General features: G+C 42.1%; 24 protein-coding genes. 8 read left to right on the forward strand and 16 right to left on the reverse strand.

Annotated elements, in window-relative coordinates; translation table 11 throughout:
• Positions 1–5 precede the first annotated feature (5 nt).
• From rsxC to IGI76_RS08780, 3 genes are read left to right on the forward strand one after another with little or no spacing between them, the layout of a single operon-like run.
• Complete coding sequence (gene rsxC, locus IGI76_RS08770) at positions 6–1,343, forward strand: electron transport complex subunit RsxC (protein WP_034857394.1); 1,338 nt, start codon at positions 6–8, stop codon at positions 1,341–1,343.
• The gene (locus IGI76_RS08775) at positions 1,336–2,406 is read left to right on the forward strand and encodes an RnfABCDGE type electron transport complex subunit D (protein WP_438781390.1); all 1,071 of its coding nucleotides are present in this window, start codon (positions 1,336–1,338) and stop codon (positions 2,404–2,406) included. Before rsxC ends, IGI76_RS08775 begins: the two co-directional genes overlap by 8 nt.
• Before the next feature lie 24 nt (positions 2,407–2,430).
• Entirely contained in the window at positions 2,431–3,003 is a 573-nt protein-coding gene (locus IGI76_RS08780) for a hypothetical protein (RefSeq protein ID WP_015509782.1), read from the forward strand.
• Between the two features lie 36 nt (positions 3,004–3,039).
• Here the strand turns inward: IGI76_RS08780 and IGI76_RS08785 are convergent, their stop codons facing one another.
• Entirely contained in the window at positions 3,040–3,237 is a 198-nt protein-coding gene (locus tag IGI76_RS08785) for a hypothetical protein (protein WP_015509783.1), read from the reverse strand.
• A gap of 135 nt (positions 3,238–3,372) precedes the next feature.
• Here IGI76_RS08785 and IGI76_RS08790 point away from each other — a divergent pair, with 135 nt between their 5' ends.
• Complete coding sequence (locus IGI76_RS08790; protein WP_005226206.1) at positions 3,373–3,645, forward strand: hypothetical protein; 273 nt, start codon at positions 3,373–3,375, stop codon at positions 3,643–3,645.
• An 89-nt stretch (positions 3,646–3,734) separates the two neighbouring features.
• Here IGI76_RS08790 and IGI76_RS08795 read toward each other — a convergent pair whose 3' ends face one another.
• The 3 genes from IGI76_RS08795 to IGI76_RS08805 all read right to left on the reverse strand — a co-directional run bounded on the left by IGI76_RS08795 (position 3,735) and on the right by IGI76_RS08805 (position 5,222).
• Positions 3,735–4,106 carry a hypothetical protein gene (locus IGI76_RS08795; protein ID WP_005226207.1) on the reverse strand — a complete coding sequence of 124 codons (372 nt, stop codon included), beginning with the start codon at positions 4,104–4,106 and terminating at the stop codon, positions 3,735–3,737.
• Positions 4,107–4,273: 167 nt separating this feature from the next.
• Positions 4,274–4,819, reverse strand: coding sequence for an ECF transporter S component (locus IGI76_RS08800; protein ID WP_333719190.1), 546 nt, complete (start codon positions 4,817–4,819; stop codon positions 4,274–4,276).
• A complete protein-coding gene (locus IGI76_RS08805; protein WP_438781393.1) occupies positions 4,803–5,222 on the reverse strand; it encodes a DUF4430 domain-containing protein in 420 nt (139 codons plus the stop codon). The genes IGI76_RS08800 and IGI76_RS08805 overlap by 17 nt, the downstream gene beginning before the upstream one ends.
• A gap of 165 nt (positions 5,223–5,387) precedes the next feature.
• On the opposite strand from IGI76_RS08805, the gene IGI76_RS08810 reads away from it, so the two are divergent.
• Entirely contained in the window at positions 5,388–6,788 is a 1,401-nt protein-coding gene (locus tag IGI76_RS08810; RefSeq protein WP_333719192.1) for a C69 family dipeptidase, read from the forward strand.
• 185 nt (positions 6,789–6,973) lie between these two features.
• A complete protein-coding gene (locus IGI76_RS08815) occupies positions 6,974–7,144 on the forward strand; it encodes an aldo/keto reductase (protein WP_074536738.1) in 171 nt (56 codons plus the stop codon).
• Positions 7,145–7,202: 58 nt separating this feature from the next.
• On the opposite strand, the gene IGI76_RS08820 is transcribed toward IGI76_RS08815, so the two are convergent.
• The 4 genes from IGI76_RS08820 to IGI76_RS08835 form a co-directional block, all read right to left on the reverse strand.
• Positions 7,203–8,363: a MalY/PatB family protein gene (locus IGI76_RS08820; RefSeq protein WP_430599417.1), complete on the reverse strand. Its 1,161-nt coding sequence runs from the start codon at positions 8,361–8,363 to the stop codon at positions 7,203–7,205.
• Positions 8,364–8,393: 30 nt separating this feature from the next.
• Positions 8,394–9,956, reverse strand: a complete 1,563-nt coding sequence (gene malX / locus IGI76_RS08825; RefSeq protein ID WP_060791978.1) for a maltose/glucose-specific PTS transporter subunit IIBC — start codon at positions 9,954–9,956, stop codon at positions 8,394–8,396.
• Between the two features lie 103 nt (positions 9,957–10,059).
• A complete protein-coding gene (locus IGI76_RS08830) occupies positions 10,060–10,845 on the reverse strand; it encodes a MurR/RpiR family transcriptional regulator (RefSeq protein ID WP_333719194.1) in 786 nt (261 codons plus the stop codon).
• A 171-nt stretch (positions 10,846–11,016) separates the two neighbouring features.
• Positions 11,017–11,199 carry a hypothetical protein gene (locus IGI76_RS08835; protein WP_194192736.1) on the reverse strand — a complete coding sequence of 61 codons (183 nt, stop codon included), beginning with the start codon at positions 11,197–11,199 and terminating at the stop codon, positions 11,017–11,019.
• Between the two features lie 165 nt (positions 11,200–11,364).
• Here IGI76_RS08835 and IGI76_RS08840 point away from each other — a divergent pair, with 165 nt between their 5' ends.
• Both IGI76_RS08840 and IGI76_RS08845 read left to right on the forward strand, forming a co-directional pair.
• Positions 11,365–12,030, forward strand: a complete 666-nt coding sequence (locus tag IGI76_RS08840) for an NAD(P)H-dependent oxidoreductase (protein WP_016609240.1) — start codon at positions 11,365–11,367, stop codon at positions 12,028–12,030.
• Positions 12,030–12,203 carry a hypothetical protein gene (locus tag IGI76_RS08845; RefSeq protein WP_005226215.1) on the forward strand — a complete coding sequence of 58 codons (174 nt, stop codon included), beginning with the start codon at positions 12,030–12,032 and terminating at the stop codon, positions 12,201–12,203. The genes IGI76_RS08840 and IGI76_RS08845 overlap by 1 nt, the downstream gene beginning before the upstream one ends.
• Before the next feature lie 96 nt (positions 12,204–12,299).
• Here the strand turns inward: IGI76_RS08845 and dat are convergent, their stop codons facing one another.
• The 8 genes from dat to IGI76_RS08885 all read right to left on the reverse strand — a co-directional run bounded on the left by dat (position 12,300) and on the right by IGI76_RS08885 (position 19,576).
• Positions 12,300–13,157, reverse strand: a complete 858-nt coding sequence (gene dat / locus IGI76_RS08850) for a D-amino-acid transaminase (protein WP_121261226.1) — start codon at positions 13,155–13,157, stop codon at positions 12,300–12,302.
• Between the two features lie 121 nt (positions 13,158–13,278).
• Complete coding sequence (locus IGI76_RS08855; RefSeq protein ID WP_010748435.1) at positions 13,279–14,379, reverse strand: AI-2E family transporter; 1,101 nt, start codon at positions 14,377–14,379, stop codon at positions 13,279–13,281.
• Between the two features lie 162 nt (positions 14,380–14,541).
• Positions 14,542–14,970: a hypothetical protein gene (locus tag IGI76_RS08860; protein WP_231588509.1), complete on the reverse strand. Its 429-nt coding sequence runs from the start codon at positions 14,968–14,970 to the stop codon at positions 14,542–14,544.
• Positions 14,971–15,046: 76 nt separating this feature from the next.
• Positions 15,047–15,463, reverse strand: coding sequence for a GNAT family N-acetyltransferase (locus tag IGI76_RS08865; RefSeq protein ID WP_015509792.1), 417 nt, complete (start codon positions 15,461–15,463; stop codon positions 15,047–15,049).
• Between the two features lie 212 nt (positions 15,464–15,675).
• Positions 15,676–16,599, reverse strand: a complete 924-nt coding sequence (locus IGI76_RS08870; protein WP_142968482.1) for an LCP family glycopolymer transferase — start codon at positions 16,597–16,599, stop codon at positions 15,676–15,678.
• Between the two features lies 1 nt (position 16,600).
• Positions 16,601–17,254: a phosphatase PAP2 family protein gene (locus IGI76_RS08875; protein WP_333719195.1), complete on the reverse strand. Its 654-nt coding sequence runs from the start codon at positions 17,252–17,254 to the stop codon at positions 16,601–16,603.
• Positions 17,251–18,444 (reverse strand): FtsW/RodA/SpoVE family cell cycle protein, encoded by a 1,194-nt coding sequence (locus IGI76_RS08880; RefSeq protein ID WP_333719196.1) that lies wholly within the window; start codon positions 18,442–18,444, stop codon positions 17,251–17,253. The genes IGI76_RS08875 and IGI76_RS08880 overlap by 4 nt, the downstream gene beginning before the upstream one ends.
• Positions 18,422–19,576 carry an FtsW/RodA/SpoVE family cell cycle protein gene (locus IGI76_RS08885; RefSeq protein ID WP_074933644.1) on the reverse strand — a complete coding sequence of 385 codons (1,155 nt, stop codon included), beginning with the start codon at positions 19,574–19,576 and terminating at the stop codon, positions 18,422–18,424. The genes IGI76_RS08880 and IGI76_RS08885 overlap by 23 nt, the downstream gene beginning before the upstream one ends.
• Between the last annotated feature and the right edge of the window lie 8 nt (positions 19,577–19,584).

Below are 19,584 nucleotides of genomic sequence, written 5' to 3' on the forward strand. Positions count from 1 at the left end.
TGGCTATGAGAACATTTACTGGTGGAATTTCACTAAGTCCCCCGTTACAAATGTTAAAAGAAAAATTAATGATCGAACAAGATGAAATCCTTACCTTTTCACCCACGATGGTCTTTATCCCTTTGGCACAACATATTGGTGCCCCTGTCGAACCGACGGTTTCCGTTGGTGAGTACGTCAAGCAAGGGCAAGTGATCGCTGAAGCAGATGCCTTTGTGTCTGCGAAAGTCCATGCATCTGTTTCAGGCAAAATCGTCGATATTGTCGATTGGCCAAATCAAAACAATGAAGAAGGAAAAACCATCATCATTGAAAACGATTATGCCTTCGATAATGATTTTTTGTCTACCCCATTCAACTGGCAATCTGCTGCTAACGAAACGATCCTCAAAAAAATCCGTCAAGGCGGTATCGCCGGCAAAGGCGGTGCAACGTTTCCCACCCATGTCAAATTCAGTATTGATGAAAATAAAAAAATCCATACCTTGATCTTAAACGGATCTGAATGTGAGCCCTTTTTGCGCAGTGATGCCTTCTTAATGCAAAAAGAAGCCCAAAAAATCATCCAAGGGGCAAAAATTGCCCAAAAATTGTTAGCTGATCCAAAAATCATCATTGGCATCGAGGATGATAAACCGCTAGCCATTTCAGCGATGCAAGCCGCAAGTGCAGAGGATGACACGATAGAAGTCGTTACTGTCCCAACTGTTTATCCAACCGGTGGTGAAAAGCAGTTAGTAGAGTTATTGACCGATCAGGAGGTACCTTTAGGCGGCTTGACTGCCGATATTGGGATCGTATTGATCAATGTTGCCACCAGCTTTGCCATCGCTGAAGCGGTCTGTTATGACAAACCGCTGATTGAACGCTATACAACCGTGACTGGTGATGTTCAACATCCACGCATCGTCAAAAATCCTTTAGGAACACTCGCAGGAGAGTTGATCGATTTTGCTGGCGGCTTTCAAGGTGCGCCCAGCAAGCTGATTCTTGGCGGCCCCATGATGGGGAAATCCGTCAAAACATTAAAGGTTCCGGTCACCAAAGGCAGCAACGGGATCGTTGTTTTTAATGAAGAAACCGATTGGCTATATGCCGAAAACCCCTGCATTCGCTGCAATAAATGTGTCGAAGCTTGTCCGATGCGCCTGATGCCGATGGAGATTGATCAATTCTATCGAGCAGGCGATTATCAAAAATGTGAAGAATTGCTGGCAGAAGCGTGTATCAATTGTGGTGCTTGCACCTTTGTCTGTCCAGCCAAACGTTCCTTAGCTGCCAACATCACTGCCGCAAAAGGCAAGGTTGCACAGCTGCAGAAGGAGGCGAAGGAAAGTGCCTGATTACTACAAGGATTCCGATAGCGAGCGCCTCTTTCAGCAACGAAAAAACCAAGAACCACCACCAAGCCCCCATATTCGCAGCAATGACGAAACAGTCAAAATCATGGGCTGTGTAGTACTAGCCTTACTACCAGCAGTTTTATTCTCGGGCTACCTTTTCGGGCTCAAGGTATATGGGTTGTTTTTCATTGCGCTAGCCACGGCGTTTGCCGCCGACGGAATTTGGTCCTACCTCATCAAACGGCCATTTCGTTTCGATCTAAGCATCGTTGTGACGGCATTGCTTTTAACGATGAATCTTCCACCGACCGCACCTTGGTATTTCCCAGTGATCGGGGTGGCGTTTGCCGTGATCATCGTCAAAGAATTTTTTGGCGGTATCGGCTATAACTTTTTAAATCCAGCCCTTGGCGGTCGCGCCTTGTTGATTGGCTTGTTTTATAACCAGATGTTTTTGATCAGTTGGCCAGATCCACCTTTTGGCAGCATCGCTCCTGATGTGGTTTCGCAAGCTACGGCGAACGATGTCGTTTCCGGTGCTACGCCATTAGCTGTCATGAAGGCCGGGGACACCTTAAGCGGTTCTGATCTGTTGGATGCTTTTTTAGGATTTACTGGGGGACGAATCGGTGAAACCAGTGCCTTGCTTTTACTTCTGGGTGGAATTTTTCTCGTTTACAAGAAAATCATCTCCCCTCGTATCCCACTGATTATTTTTGCAACGATCGGGCTCTTTGCTTTTATCCTTGGTCCAGAAGGACTTTTTACTGGCAGTTGGCAAACGGTGATTGGGCATATCATCAGCGGTGGTGCCATGTTGGGTGCGATCTATATGGCGACTGATTATTCTTCGACTCCAGGAACAAAAGCAGGAGAAAATCTTTTTGCCTTAGGCGTGGGGCTTCTCGTTGTCCTCTTCCGTTTCTTTGGTTTCACAAACGAAGGCATGAGCTATGCCATCTTGATCATGAATTGTTTTACTCCACTCATCGATCGCTTCTTACGCCTTCGCATTTTAGGGGAAGGAAAAAAGACCCCGTTCAACCTTAAAATCATGAGCTAAAACGCAAGAAAGGAGCGTTCTCATATGATGATCGCCAATCGACTAGTGGTCTTCCTAGTCATTCTACTCACAAATTACGCCTGTCAAAATTTGGCGCCGACCGTCAAAGAAAAAAAACCGAACGTGACGACACGGGTGGTTTTCCTGTCAGGGATCATTGCAGTCGCATACTTGTTGAGCGGTTTAAGTTTTTATCTTTTGCTTCAAAATCGCTTTGTCTATGGCAATCAAGTGGTCACCAATTTGGTAAGTGCTGCCATCATCGCCTTGATTACTGCCAGTTTATGCTTACTGATCGTTCCAGCAAAAAAACGTTTCTTGACGAATGATCTAAAAAAGACGACCCTAGTCAGTGTCATCTTGCTGACGATCGCCACTGTGACCCAATTTCCCTATACCGATTATTTAACCAATTTATTTGTTGCTGTAGGCATGTATTTTCTCTTTTCCTGTGCTTTGTCAGGGGTTCATACACGAAATCAAATTGCCGCAATTCCGCCAATTCTGAAAGGCTTACCTCTGGACATCGTGACACTTTTTCTATTTTATCTGAGCTTTTCCTTTCTCAACGGTGTCTTCTTCAATTATTTATTCTAAACAAAAAGCAAGTCCCGCTTTGGCAGCGGAACTTGCTTATTTCTTGCGGAATATTTCTCTGAAGGAACCGATCAAAAAACCAGTCGAAAAAGCATTTTGTGCTTTTTGTTCTTTTTCAGCAGCGATTTTTTGTCGTGTTCGCAGCCCTTTATTGGCATTTTTGGACTTCTTCCCTTCACGGAGTTCTTTCGAAGCCTTTTGAAACTCTTTTGAGAAACGGTTATACCCAACCACTCCTTTTGCCTCCTTTCTTTTTGCGTGACACATAATAACGAGGATTTTTTATAGGAATTGCCTTTCTGATGCAAATCAGGTAACATAACAGACAGAAAGATGATTTATCCCAGGTTTATCAGAAAGGAAGATCCCATGAACGAAACCCACACTGGATTGTTAGTCAATAGCCGTGTTTTTCAAGAAACGCCAATGATGCTAACAGGTATCCAACTTTTAGAAGACCACAAAATCGTGAATTGCATTATTAAGGATCGCTACTTAGCCAGTTATGTCTTACGCCTTCCTTTAAATAAATACCAATTAGAAGTCGAAGGAAAATGGAACAAGCGGGAACAGTTAGTGATCAAGCATATGAAAATCAAGAATATCGATGAGTTTATTAAAATCGTCGGTACACCAGAATAACAGGACTCACGAAAAGCAAGTGCAGGCAACTGCCCTTGCTTTTTTTTTGAAAAAATCCAGCTGATTTTTCCCGCGTGTTCCTCCGATGTTTATCGCGACATTCTGGTAAACCGATCGATCAAGGCTTTTTGCTCCTCTTTGATACCGATCGCCAACGGTTTGATCATTAGTTTGACAGTGGTCGAAGGTGTCTGAATCTGGACTTTTTTATTTACCACACCGCCTAGTTGTAATTTTGTGATCTCGTGGATCATAATTGTCTGCATCCCTTTTTCATGAAATTGCAGATCTAACTGAATCAAGTGGATTTTTTCTTCGTCAACCACCACGATAAAATACTTTGGTGTTGGCAGGGCAATCATTTTGGCTTCCTCGGCATAACCAGCCAGTTTTCCATGGAACTTCGCACGGTAGCTTTCTAAATCATCTTTTTTCACGATCCATTTCATCAAAAGCCACATCCTTCCTTAGATACCTTAAGGATACCTGCAGAAACCGCTTTTGCACAACAATATGCCTGCTTGTTTCCTCACATAGCCCCTTTCACCTCGCTTGATCGTCAAAGACTTTTCCTCTAGTCATGGACGTTTTGCCCGACACTAGCTAACTCAACAAAAAAGCGAAGCGCTTAGTGCCCTTCGCTGTTGTTCTTTGGATAGTAGTGTTGGAAAAGCCGCAGAAAGATCGGTGCTAGTAACAGATAAAAAATGCCATTGCCTATTGCGTGGAGGGCATCAAAGCTCAATCCTTGAAAATAATAAGCCCAAAAGCTAGGAAACCCATAAAGTTTGACACTGATCCAAGATATCACAAAGCCATAAGCAAACCCTGCAAATACACTGTAGCTGACTTGTAAAAGCAACCGTTTCATAAACAGCTTGCTTTTGGACAACAGATACATCCCCAAAATAATGATTGCATAGCTAACTAATTGAGCAATCGTCCATATTCCCATTCCCATGTAAAAACTGGTAATCAGCATCGAGAGCAGACAAACGATCAATCCACGACTAAGACCTAAATGGATGGTTACTAATAAAAAGATCACCGTCATTGGTTGAACATTGGGTAAGGGTTGAAAAAGTGACCTGCCGACGACGGCCGCTGCTACAAGCAGCCCTAAATAAGCAATTTCTTTTCCAGCAAATGCAAGTGGTTTATTCGAATTTTTCATAGGTGAAAACCACTTTATCGTTGTTTCCTAAAAAGGTATCACCTGCCCCAGTTGTAATCATTTCATCATTGATCGTATATGTCCAATAATAGCCAGCTTTTTCATCTTGCGCTAAACCGTCGATGCTGGTGATCATCCCTTGATTTTCTTCCAAGTCAAAGTTCTCTTTCATGATAGTCATCAAAGAAACCCCTTCTTTAAAATTGACCGTTTTGTTTTCGATTTCCTGGTCTTGCTCTTCACTTTTATTATTGAAGCTGATTTGGGCAGTGCGCTCTTCGGCGTTTTGTTGGACTGACGAAGATTCACTGGAGGAGTTTCCCGCATCCATCGACGGTTTGGCACAGCCGGCAAAAACCAGACTTAGTAAAAAAATATAACTAAAAATAACTGTTTTCTTCATAATAATGGCTCCTTTGATTTTTTTTACAACACCTTATTGTACTAAAAATAAATAAAAAAGGCGAAATTTTTTTGCTCCTCTCTATAGAAAGCATTGTAAAACCATGAGACTATGGGTATACTAGCTTCAATCATTCGTAAGAAGAAATGAAGGAGTGTTGGAAAGATGGATAGAAAAAAAGCGTCCTGTACCACTTTACTAGTAGGAAAAAAAGCATCGATCGACGGCTCGACCATGATTGCCCGCAATGAAGATTCTGGAAGCGGTTCGGAACCGCAAAAATTCGTCGTCATCACTCCAGAACAGCAAGGAAATGAATTTTACGCCGTTTTAAGCGACTGTCGAATCAGTTTACCAGCAAAATCATTACGCTATACTTCAACCCCTGAAGCAGATGAATCGCAAGGAGTCTGGGCAGCTTCAGGAATCAATGAAGAAAATATCGCCATGACTGCGACAGAAACGATCACAACCAATTCACGCGTTTTGGCTATTGATCCATATGTGGAAGATGGTATCGGGGAAGCTGATTTCGTCAGCATCGTACTGCCTTATATCCATTCCGCTAAAGAAGGTGTTTTGCGCTTAGGGGAACTCTTAGAAACCTATGGGACCTATGAAGCCAACGGGATCACTTTTTCTGATGCCGAGGAAATCTGGTATATGGAAACCATCGGTGGACATCACTGGGCAGCTGTTCGCATACCAGATGATGCCTATGTCGTGGCACCCAATCGACTAAACATTGATCACTTCGACTTCGCCTCAGAAATGACGTTGTGTTCGCAGGATCTCGAACAGTTGATTGAAGACTATCAATTAAATCCTGATTTTGAAGGCATTAATCTACGCCATATTTTTGGCAGCTCCTCAGAAAAAGATACCCGTTACAATAACCCGCGGGCATGGTACATTCAAAAACACTTTAGCGGAACAGCCGCTGAACCGATCGATCAAGAGCTCCCGTTTGTATGCTACCCAAAACAAAAGCTATCCGTGGAAGATGTAAAATGGGCATTGAGCTCCCACTTCCAAAATACGCCATTTGACCCTTACGGTACAGGGAGCGAGACACAAAAAACACAATTCCGATCGATTGCTCTCAATCGCAACCAGCAAGTCCATATTTTACAGATCCGCAACCACGTGCCCGCAGCAATCGCTGGCATTCATTGGCTTGCCTTTGGCCCCAATACCTTCAATGGCGTTGTGCCCTTTTATGCAGCTATCACTAAGACCCCACTTGGCTATTGTGATACGACAAAGACCTACGATCCATCAAATAGCTATTGGTTAGGACGCACCTTGGCGTTGATTGGAGACAGCGACTACGATCGCTATAGTGATCTTGCCAACCGTTTTGAAATGGAAACGATGGCGGCTTGTCGCCGCATCCAACAAGAAACTGATCGTAAAGCTTCCGTTGACAAGCAGCCTACTCGTCTGCTTGAAGAAGCCAACGCTGAGATGGCCGAACTGTATTTAAAAAATGCAACAACGTTACTAGGAAAAATGGTGGATTCTGGCAGTAATAAAATGGCCTTGCGTTTTTCTTTAGCCGATTAGTCAATCGCTGAAAATAAAAGGATTAACAAAAACTTTACATGGAATTGCAGCAATCTAAACATTGCTCTCCTATACTAAAGATACCAATTCGTTTTCTTTTTCCTTGCTGGTACAAATCAAGCAATTGATTTGTACTAGTCCCCCTATTGAAGATCAATTGGTAAAAACCGTTGGGAGGAATGAACATGACTACAAGCATTTATCGGACTGTCACCAACGAAATTGTTAAAGGTGAGATCATCAAGAGCAAGAGTCAGCAAGATATGCTGATCATTCAAGACAAAGAAGGTTATTTCCATGTCGTTGAACCAATCCCCGTTACTACTGCAATGGCTCCCCGCACGACGAAAGACTAAAAAACCACTGGCGATCAGAAAGAATACAGGATCTTTCTGATCGCTCAGTGGTTTTTTTTTATGTCAAACTCAATGTGAATCGCTTCAAGCCATCAATGAGTTTTTTTCGCGAACAGCCAATGTTTAGGCGCAAAAAATTTCTCCCCTCTTTCCCATAGATCTCCCCTGACATAATCGCGACTTTCCCCTTTCGAATCATTCGTTGCTGCAATTCCGCCATCGTTAAACCCAGTGCTGTACAATCAATCCACATAAGATACGTGGCTTCGCTTTTCGTGACCATGAGTTCTGGGTGATGTTCCTGTAAATAAGCGATCACATAAGCAATGTTACCATCAAGATAGTCATTGAGCTGATCCACCCACTTACTTTCATTATCGTAGGCAGCAATCGTTGCGGTCATGCCAAAAATACTGGTGGAGCTCAACCCATCGGCTTCTTTTAACTGAGTTAAGAAGCGCTCACGCAACTTGGGATCAGGAATGATTCCATAAGAATAAATCAACCCTGGGAAATTAAATGTTTTACTTCCCGAAGTAACAAGGGCTACATTTTCTTGCAACAAATCAATGATCGGTTGATGCCTTTGTCCTTTTCTTACAATGTCCATATGGATCTCATCAGAGATGATAAATACATCATGGGTTTTCGCCAATTCGATGATTCGTTGCAACTCATCCTTTTGCCAGACTCTCCCAGTTGGGTTATGAGGACTACAGAGGAGAAGAACTTTATTTTCAGGCTGTGCCATCAATCTTGTTAGCTCTTCGAAATCAATGCGATACGACTTAGCATCATAGATGAGTGCATTAGGTACGATTTTTCTTTTGTTCTCTTTGATCATTTTATAAAACGCATCATATGCTGGCGTCTGAATAATGATCCCATCTCCTGGTTCACTGAGTAGGGTGACGAGCTGTTTAACGCTATACATAACGGAAGGACTGTAGACCAGCCAATCGCTTTTGATCATGCTGTTAAAACGTTCAGAATACCATTTGCAGACCGCTTGCTTGAATTCATTATGATTCCAACGTGTATACCCAAAAACCGGGTGCTGCATCCGCTTGATAAGTGCCGCTTCAACTGCAGCTGGCACCTTGAAATCCGTATCGGAAATCGTAAATGGCAACAAGTTTTTTTCACCAAAACGGTCTTCAACATAATCCCATTGAGTACACTGGGTTCCTTTACGATTGATTGGTTCATCAAAAAACATTTTCTTCACTCCTACTACTTGACAATTTTGCTAAAGAATCGCATCAAGTTGATTTCTGACTGTTGTTACTTTCGTTCCAATGATTACTTGCACGTTAGTATCATCTAAGTGAACGACCCCAAGCGCACCTAGTTTTTTCAGCCGTTCATCATCAACCAATGTACCATCGTTTAGAACGAGGCGTAGCCGTGTAATGCAATTGTCTAAAGAATCAATATTGCTTGCTCCCCCTAATGCTGCCAAAATACCATGGGCATCATAGCCACTCTTTCCAGAATAGGTCATTTCCTCTTCCAACTCATTCGTTTGATCACTGTTCTCTTCTCTACCAGGTGTCTTCAAGTTCTTGCGAAGGATTACTGTTTTAAAAACAAAGTAATAAAGGGCAAACCAGCAAGCTCCTACAATCAGAACGAGCCACCATTTTGTATATGCGCCTTGCATCACGCCAAAGATAAGAAAATCAAGCACGCCCCCATCGGTATTTCCAATCGTGACACCTAATAGACTCATTACCATAAATCCAGCACCTGTCATGATGACATGAAAAATCCATAATAAAGGGCTGATGAATAAGAATAAAAATTCGATTGGTTCAGTAATTCCTGTCACAAAAGTTGCAATGACGCCTGAAATCAATAAACCTTTTATTTTTGAACGATTCTCAGGTTTTGCCGTGTGGTACATAGCTAATGCTGCTGCCGGTAAGCCAAACATGAAGGTTGGCATCTTCCCTTGAGACAAGAACGCAGTTGCACTTGGTGAAATGCTCAAGCCGTTTTGTAATTCCGCATAAAAAATATTCAACGCCCCAAAGACTTGCTGACCATCGATCAGCTGACTTCCCCCGGCTTCGGTAAAGCGAATCATGGAAACCAAAATATGGTGTAATCCAAATGGCAGTAACAAGCGCTCACCTGAACCAAATAAGAACGGACCGAAAGGACCAGCTTGTTGGATCAAATGTCCGATTCCTGTGATGATCATAGCAAACAACGGCCAAATCATCGGAATGATCACCCCGACCATAGCTAAAGTAAGCGAGGTGATGATTGGAACAAAACGTGCTCCTGAAAAGAATGCAAAACTATCTGGCAATTGAAAATGGTAGAAGCGCATATGCAATTTATAAACGATCAATCCTGCGATAATACCTCCTAGAACACCCATTGATAATGTTTGAATGCCAAAAACGATCTCTTGCCCTGCTTCTCGTAGTTGATCTGCAGCAGCTAATTGATTCGTTTCTTGCAAATAAAAATTGATGGATAAATGCATCACGACATAGCCCACAAAGCCTGAGAATGCCGCAACTCCCTTCTCTTTTCTTGCTAGACCTAAAGGAATCGCCATCGCAAACATGACGGGTAAGTAACTAAAGGCAAACCCACCGATCGTTGACATGAAACGAAAAACCACTTGGAGCCAAGGGGCACCTAAAAATGGGAAAACGTCGATCGTTGAAGACGATGAAAATGAACTACCAATCCCTAAAAATAAACCCATGAATGCGAGTAAAGCGACTGGCAACATAAATGTTTTCCCAAGTCCTTGAAAAATTTCCATCCAGCTTGCTTTCTTTCCTTTTTGCATATCATTTCCTCCTAACACTTTTATCTCTTAAAATGTAAACGATATCAAGAAGGCTTACAATACAGTTCCCCAAAGAAGAATGACCATTCACAAAATGGAATGGTCATTCAGGATCAAGTCCTGCTTCGATTTGATTGGCGTATTGAATAATTAAAATATCCAGTAACGCCGCTAAGGAGATCCGCGGGCTCAAATCGACTTCATGATGATAAATCGCTGTCATTTCAACAGGAAAAGAGAAGGTGGCAAGCTTTTCTAACGTGCTTTTTGGTTGACCAATACAGGCTAAAATCGGCACGCCTCTTTGTTTCAAACGAGTAGCATAATTTAGCATCCCGATCGTTTCTCCACTATGACTAATAAAAAGAGCTAAATCATTTTTTGATAGTTGGTTCGCGATGGTTGTCAATTCATCCCAATCCGTTGATGCACCCACTGTTTTACCTAAAAAGCGCAATTTTCGACTTGCAGATAATGCGACCGGCGCACTTTGCCCTAAAGCGAAAAATTCGATTCGTTGTGCTTGCTGCAGCATTTCCACGGCACGCTGAAAGTCAGCTTCTTCAATCATTGATAAGGATGTCGTCAGCTGGTCAATCATTTGCTTGATCAGTGGGGATAAGCCAAGAGAGGCTTGGGTAGCAGACTCGTTTCTTTCAAGGCTTTGATAACTTTTCAATGAAAATTTGAATTCTTGAAAACCCGTAAAGCCAAGCTTTTTCGCCATTCGACTGATCGTTGCTTGACTAGTATAGGTTTGAGAAGCTAACTCATCGGCCGTCATTTCCGAAACTTTCTCAGGCGCCCTCAAACAATAGTTAAGGACGGTTCGTTCTGCTCGGTTTAGCTCAGGGATTTTGTATTGGATTCGTTTGTATAAATGGTTCATCACCTGCTTCTCCTCTCTACTGTTTCTTCATTCTTCTCCTCTCCACTATGCTTCATTTACTCATTATACCTTCCCTCAAGAAAAGTACCAACTGATGATGAAGAACTTGACAGTAAAAAAGTGACTCACCAGGTAAAAGGTGAGCCACTTCTTCTATTTTCTCTCTATCTATCATTTTTGCGCAGTCAATTCTGTAAACTCTTGCCCATTGCCATAGTCACTTTCTTTTGAGGGTTGCTTTCCAGATATTCGTTGTCGGCAACTGGCAAGTTTATTTTCGACATATTCCACTGTATTGGCGGCGAACATTACTACATTTGCTAGACCTTTGATCAAGGGATCGTTTGGTTCCATCCTCTATTCCCCCATTTCCTTCACGTGTAAGTCGTTACTGACACTTCCTTATCAATGAATATAGACGAGGTACCTTAAATCAAACTAAAAGAGGACCAACACTACGAAAAGCAAAGCAGACTAGTTTCCCTTTCTGGTAAAATATGGTACATGTAGTAGGAAAGGATGATCAATCTCATGATAAAAACCTTAGTGGTGGCTAGCCACCCAGATTTCCACAACTCTCTTTCCCAACGTTTTTTCAGTGAAAGTGCCAAACTTCCTAATGTCACCATACACTTTCTTGATGATTTTTCTGACTTTTCTCTTGCCGATGAACAGGCGCTGCTGCAAAACTGTGACCGTTTGGTTTTACAATTCCCCTTATATTGGTACAGTGTTCCAGCAAAAATGAAAGCTTGGATCGATACGGTTTGGGAAAATTGCGCGCCTGCTTTGGTGGGAAAAGAAATCAGTTTCGCCGTTTCTACTGGTGTTGCTGCCAAAGAATTTCAGTTAGGCGGTCGAGAAAATACGACCTTTAACGAAATTTTGCATCCACTCGTACTGATGGCAAAAAAACACCAAATGACCGTGTTACCCATCGTTGTCCTTGACCAACTGATGTATAAAACGGAAAAAGAAAAGCGTGCCTTTGTCATTGCCTATCAGCAATTATTATCGATGCCCGCTCCCTTTACGTTTGACCAAAAGCAACAATGGTTTGCTGAGAAACTGGCACATTTGGTTTCTAAAAAACCGCAGCTTGCTCCTTTGCTATCCCTGTTGCAGGAAAACCATGAAACATTGAACGAATTAGAAGATGCTTTAGCTGAATTGGAGGTGCTTTGATGGGGCATGATTGGCTAACACCGCTGATAGAACAATCCATTCAAGAAACCACTGATTACCATGAAAAAGCATTTTTGCAAGAGCTGGGACAGTTGTTGCAGCAGCAAGAAACCCGCATCGAATTGAAACAAGGAGAACTTGACGGGAAGTTGTGGAATCCTAGTGAATGGTAAGAAATAATTTTCAACGCAAGAAAAAGCTTTGGTCCCACCCAGCCTTAAAAATACTGGGTGTTGCCAAAGCTTTTTTAGGTGGTTTCTATTGCATAATCACAATGAATCGCTTTTATTCTTTGTGGCAGCGATATACGCTGCTTGCAATTGTTTCGTGATTGAACCCAATACGCCAGTGCCAACGGGTTTCCCATCAATGGCAACGATCGGAACGATTTCCCAAACTGAGTTGGTCAAGAAACACTCTTGCGTGTTGCGTAGTGCCTCAATCGGGACGGGTTCTTCTCGATAGGGAATTTCTAATTGGCGACACAACTGAAGGACCTTCAATTTCGTGATTCCCGGTAACACCAAACGCCCATCCGGATGAGTATAGACGATCCCATCAATGACAAACCAGAGATTGGATGCAGATGCTTCTGTAAAAAAGCCATCTCGTTGCAGTATCGCATCATCGAAGCCAGCTTCGATCGCTTGATCCAGCGCCAAAAGATTCCCTAACAAACTCAATGATTTGATATCACAATGCAACCAGCGTTCATCAGGAAGGACGGTTGCCGAAAGCCCTGCTTGCTGCATTTCATCTGGTCGTTCAAAGGGGATCACATTTGCCGTCACCACCCCTTTGACCGATCCAGCTGGTGGAAACTCGTGATTTCTCGGAGAAGCGATTCCTCGGGTGATCTGAAGATAGATTTCTCCTTCTGTGATTCCTTCAGTCTTAATGAGTAACTTTAGGTTTTCAGTCAATTGGGGAATCGAATAGGGTAACGTTAGCTTAATTTTTTGTGCACTGCTTTCCAATCGAGCCATATGCTCCGCTAACATAAAACAGTGGCCATTATATATTCGGATAACTTCATAGATCCCATCACCATACTGATAGCCACGGTCTTCGATATCAATTCTCACTGCCTCTCGATCAATGATCTGATCATTCCACAAAACCTTCATTTCCTCACTCCTATCGTCGTTTTCGTTTCAATCAGTATAGCATGAGTCTTTGTACCGTGCTATGTGTCATCTAAAACAAAAAACTTGCTGATGAAGATTTCTTCAACAGCAAGTTTTATTGTTACAATGACTCCTTGTCGATCACAGAACGTTCTAGTTTGCGTTCCTGGAAAAAACGGAGTAGCGTGCCAGACATCGCCATAATGATCGAATACACTGGAAGTGCAACGATCATACCAACAAATCCCAGCAAGTTGCCGGCGATCAATAATAAGAACACCGCAATAATCGGATGGATATGCAACACTTTATTCATTACTAGAGGTGAAACTAGATACGATTCACCCAATTGAATGATCGTGATGCCCACTACCAATAAAATGGCGGTACGGATATCTAAACTTAAAGCAAATAGAAATGCGGGTGCCGCTCCGATAAATGGTCCGAAGTATGGGATGATATCCAAGACACCGCAAATCAGGCCTAAAAGCAACGCATTCTGCAAACCTAGCAAAGAAAAAATCAAATAACTGGAAACGGCAACGTACGAACATACAAGCAATTTCCCGCCAATATAAGCAGATGCTGCTTGGTGGAAATCACTGCATAATTGACGCATCAAACCTTGGTACTTTTTCGGTGTTTTGTTTGCTAAAAAGTCTGGCACTTTCTCACCGTCTTTAAACATATAGACTAAGAGCAGTGGGATCGTAAACAAAACGATCGCTGAGTGAGAAACGATGGAGATCAAACTCGTCAGACTATTCGTTGCCCCTGTAATAAACTGCAAAGCGAAATTACTCGCTTGCGAAATATCGATCGAATCAATGAAAGGACCGAAAAGTTCCTCCAAATAGGAATGATCGATGTTATCGATCACTAAATTGATGATAACGGGTATTTGATTGATAAAGCGTCCCATCTCATAGGCTAATGCGGGTCCAATCACCTGAATGATCAAATAAGCTGCAAAAACGATCAACAACAGTGTCGCATACAGCGCGATGCTTTTCTTTTTCGTCCTTCTTTTTACCCAATTAAAGAAAGGCAAAAAGATATAAAAAATAAAAATTGATATCAGTACAGGTAAAAAGACACTAGAAAAGATTGCTTCTAATGGTCGAAAAACAAACAGTATATTTGAATAGATCCAGACGGCGATCCCTAAAAGGCAGACGATCACCAGACCTGCAAAAATTTTTGATTTTTTAAGAAACTCCAATAATTGATCCTCCTGATTCTAGAAAATACGTTCACTTCTTTCAGTTTATCATAATTTTTTAAGCGAATGATCCTTTTGCGAATATTTTTTCAAAAATCCACGTTTTACATAGGAAACTTTTGAGTAATTTAATTATTTCCCCCATAAAACCCTTCTGCAAAATCAATTTTGATGAGCAGAAAAAGGAACCGAGAGTTGCAAGTGTTTGATACAGTAAGCTGCCACACCGAGCTGGAGTAAACCTAACACTAAGAAAATCAGATGCAAAACATTCCCGCCCCTTAATAAAATCACTTGAACAATGATCCAGATAACTAAACAGATGCCTAAAAGCAATTCGCCATGATACCCTTGGTTGCGCCACAATCGGATAGCTGACAATAAATTGCCCAGTCCTAACACAATTAGCAAAAACACCCCGGGAATCAAAAATGTTGTAAATGGCGTTCCTTGGAGCATGGACGATTCCAACCCAGCAAATGACTGTCCTTTCCTTAATGGCTCAATACTCATAAACGCCAGCATGCTTCCTCCACATGCGCCAACACCAATCACTAAACTTAACACAAATAACGCAAATCGCAGCTTCATTTCTCCCACTCCTTCATCAAACATAAAACCGTTAATAAATTGACCATTTTCAACTAGCGATCGGGTCTCTGGCTATTTACTCGTTTTTAGGTAAATAAATAAATGCTGCAATTTGCTGCGTTTCTACAGAGGAAAAGCCGCAAGACTCATAAAATCGGCGCGTTTTCTCTGTGTTGTCCGTGATCAAAACCTTTTGTCGAATCGATGGATATCTCGCCAGCATTTTTTTGAGCAATCGCTGGCCAATTTTTTGACGTTGGAACGCTGGCGCTACTAACAGATCCTGAATATAAAGAATAGTTTGTCCATCGGTTATACATCGAATAAGTCCGACTAGCTGCTCTTCAACATAGGCAGTGATCACCTGCGACTGAGCTAGGCCGTTTAATAGTCGCTCTGGCTCTTTCGTATAGGCGACCCAGCCAACACATTTATATAAAGCGAGTATCTGATTTGAATCCGCTGGTAATTGATCTTTAAAGATGATAGTCATTCTTTTCCCCCCTTGTAACTTTTAACCAAACGATATAGCAACAAATAAAGAGTTAACAGTCCTTCTCCGAACAGGATCTTGCTACCCTTCAAGCCGAATTGCTTTGCTTGACTAAAGAGTATCCTGAGGAAAAGCAGCTGTCAACTCTAATCACGATTTACTAGAGGAACAAAGAGGAAGTGGTGTTATTACTAATTAAACCCAAGGCTTACTTAATCAAGCATTAATTCGCTTTTTAAACGCTGACTCGTCGCTTGTTGTTCTTCAGGCGACACTTCTTGATAAGAGATACCGTATTCACCTCTAAAGCCATCGCCAGTGAACCCAGTACCCGCCATTTGGTAAGATTCGACAGTAACGAGTGCCGATTGATATTGGGTGAATAGTTGACTCATCTGAGAAAACGTTAAATCTGTTTCACCATTTTCCCCAATAATCGTTAACAGATCCTGAATCCGCATCACGCTTGATAGAGAAACTAATTCATTCGCCAAAATCTCTGTCACTTCTCGCTGACGACGTTGGCGTCCATAGTCACCTTCGGGGTCATCTTTGCGCATACGAGTATATTGAAGTGCTTCCCAGCCATCCAAATCAAGGATACCTTCTTCAAAATAGATATCCTCAGCAGTAAATGCAAAATCGTTTTCAACGGTAATACCGCCAATCGCATCAACTAGATCTGCCATACCATCCATATTTAAAGAAAAATAATGATGAATCGGAACATTAAGGTATTGTTCCACTGTTTCAATCATCATCTTTGCTCCGCCAAAGGAATGTGCGTGGTTGATTTTATCTTCATATCCTTGACCAACAATTTCAACATACGCATCCCTGGGAATACTCGTAAGTGTCGTTTTTTTCGTAACTGGATTCAACGTTGCAATCATGATCGTATTGGCACGATAATCTGTTTGCCGGCGAGCATCATTGGCAATTCCTAGCAAAAGCAGACTTAAAGGCTCTGTGTTTTCTATCACCTCTGCTTCTTGTCTTCCTTCTATCGGCCGATGAATCGAGTGCGCAACATTTTCAACTTGAAAATATACTTTGATTCCGTACGCAGTCCCCGATGCCACAACCACTGTAAGCAAAGCCAAAAATACAATAATTATTTTTTTTACCAAACTCAATTTATTCCCCCCTAAGCACCCTTTTTTTTATTGAAAAAACTATTGAACACGTAATCGAGCTGATTCCACTTGCCAATAAGATACTCGCTAACAAGTCACTAGGATAGTGAACCCCAAATAGCAAGCGGCTCATCATAATAAGCAGTAAATAAACCAATCCCAAAAACATAGCTAGTTTTTGGCTAATAGGACGTTTGCCTCTTTTGCCAGAAGCTGTTTGTGCGAAGAAAAAGAGGAGAGAAATAATTAGCGTGGTCGCTAATAGCGTATGCCCACTTGGAAAACTGGCGGACGCCCGTTCCATACTGTCAGCAAACTCCGGTCTTGGGCGATCAACGAATTTCTTGATCACTTGGCCAACACCACTGATTATGATCATATTTCCCATCAACCAAAAACTCTCGATCCGTTTCTTCCGAAGAAACAAAATTGCTGCCAATAGAAAATGAATAGCCGCTATCGGGACGATCGTTGCCGTGCTAGCAAGCGGAACAAAAATCGCTTCTACTGTAGCCGTCCGCCATTGAGGCACGTGGGAAAACAGGGTATCAAGCGTTTGGAACCACTGCGGCTCTAATGCTACAAGGAAAAACAACCATGCGAAACAGCTACAAAGCAGTCCACCTATCACCCCTTGTTTTGCTGTCTTGCTCATGTTAATCCCCTACTTTCTTTTAATGCGTACGATCGTTTCTTCGCTTTAGTCGGAAATTTTTCTAACCCAAAAATAATTCCCATCGCAATACTGATCGCAATCAACGAGGTTCCTCCTTGGCTTAAGAATGGCAGAGGAATTCCCGTTAATGGCAGCAACCCAATCGCCGCTCCGATATTTTCAAAGATCTGAAAGACTAAGCCAAAAACGTACGTGATGGCGATATAGACCGACGCCTTGTTATTCGTTTTTAACGCGGCGAAGATGATTTGATAGATGAGATAAAAATACAAGAAGATCACTAAGGTACTTCCTAAAAAGCCATAGGTTTCACCAATAACTGTAAAAATCATATCTGATTCACGAACCGGCACGTACACTGTCGTATGGGTGTCAGGCGCTCCCAATAAGCCTCCTGAGCCAATCGCCCACATACTGCGAACTTGTTGGAACGCGATAGAGTCTTGGTACGCTAGGGGATCTGCCCAAGCTCGCACTCGGTCTAATTGATACTGCGAGAAATGAAGTCGAAACAAGACACGATTGCCCCATTCCGTAAACACGAGCAGCAATAAAATAGCGCCGAGGGCTGCGATCAAACCGATCACTACGGTCAAAATTTTCCAATGAACACCCGAGATAATAAATAAAGCCCCTAACATCACAATAAACACTAAACTTGTACCAAAGTCCCGTTGCATAAACATCAATAGAAATGTCGGTATACTATAAAGCAAGATCTTAGTGACGTAGATCAAATCAGATTTAATGGTCCGTTCGGCTTTTCGTTTTTCATACACTAAGGTGAGATAGACCATAAAAAGCATAAAGGCCACTTTCATAAACTCTGAGGGCTGAATGGTAAAGTCGCCGATTCTGATCCAGCGTTTGGTATGCGTCTGTTCAAACATCGTTTGATCGTAGAACCAATGAAGAGAAGCCATCAGACCTAGTGCCAATACATACAAAAGACCCGAAAAGCGTAAGAGCAAATTGGTTGGGATCAAACTCGTAACGAAGAGCGCGATGGCGGATAGAACACAAAAAACGAGCTGTCGAAAAACGATTCCAGAAGGATCATTGCCATCCATTACAGAAGCTTGATGTTGTACCCAAATGCTTAGCAAAAAAAGTAGAAAAACGGGTAGCAGCAAGGCATAGTTTGCATCATGTCGTTTGAGGAACTTCATTTCGTTTGCCCTCCTCTCGCTCTAATTTCAGGCACATACTAAAGGCAAATGAAAGAATAAAGTAACTGGAGCCACCATAGCTGATAAATGGTAACGGTACCCCCGTCATCGGCATCAACCCTAAAATACTGGCTATATTGATACTTGTTTGCAACAAAAGTAATGTACTTGTTCCTAGCAATATCAATCCAATCTGAGGGTTTTCAATAGCTGCGGAACGAATAAATAAACGTAAGATGATTACGAATAATAAGCCAATAACAAAAATCCCGAAAAGCAAGCCAAGCTCTTCTACTAAAACGGAAAAAATAAAATCGGTTTCCGCAACTGGTAAAAAGCCTTTTTTCGTAATACTGTTTCCTAAACCGAGACCAGTAAGCCCTCCATTAAATAAAGCATAGTAAGAATGGATCATTTGGAACCCCTGATTGTAAGGGTCGGAGAATGGATCGCCTACTAAGCGAATTCGGTTATATACGTGCATAAACATGTGGGGCAATAAATCATTGTCACCTAAAAACATGATCAACAGTGCAACCAGGAATAGACTGATCACTAAGCCACCAAATAAAAGAGCCGTCAGCTTCACGGGGACTTGTACCGTAGTTATCATGACAAATGCTAGAAAGAGTAAAATCATCACACCGGCTACTTTCGGTTGAATCAGGATCAACACACAGCACAAAAACAAAACGAAAAGCGGACGTTTCATTTCCTGCAAGGTGGTTTTTGCTGTTTGAAAGTAATGAGCGAGGTACAAGACCATCCCTACATTCACAATCTCTGATGGTTGAAATTGAATCCCTGCGATCGAGACCCAGCGTTGTGCCCCATTAACAGAGACACCGAAAAAGGGCAAACGAGCTAAGAGCAAGGTAAAGATCCCAAATGCTAGCAGACCGATCGCTAAGTATTTGCTAAGCAAAATCTCTCTTCGCGTCCGCTGAATAATGAATAAAAGAACCCAGCTAAGTAACAAAAAGACCAATTGACGGATAAATAGCGACGCTGGTGGTTGATCTCTCGTTAATAAACGGTATGAACTTGCACTATAAATCATTAAAAGACCGATAAGGCTCAATAGCAAATAAGCTATGATCAGCAGCCAATCGATCTTCTTTTTTTCTATCATTGCTTCCA

Origin of the sequence: Enterococcus sp. DIV2449a (genome assembly GCF_051711225.1) — a bacterium.
In the GTDB taxonomy this organism is placed as follows: domain Bacteria; phylum Bacillota; class Bacilli; order Lactobacillales; family Enterococcaceae; genus Enterococcus_D; species Enterococcus_D casseliflavus.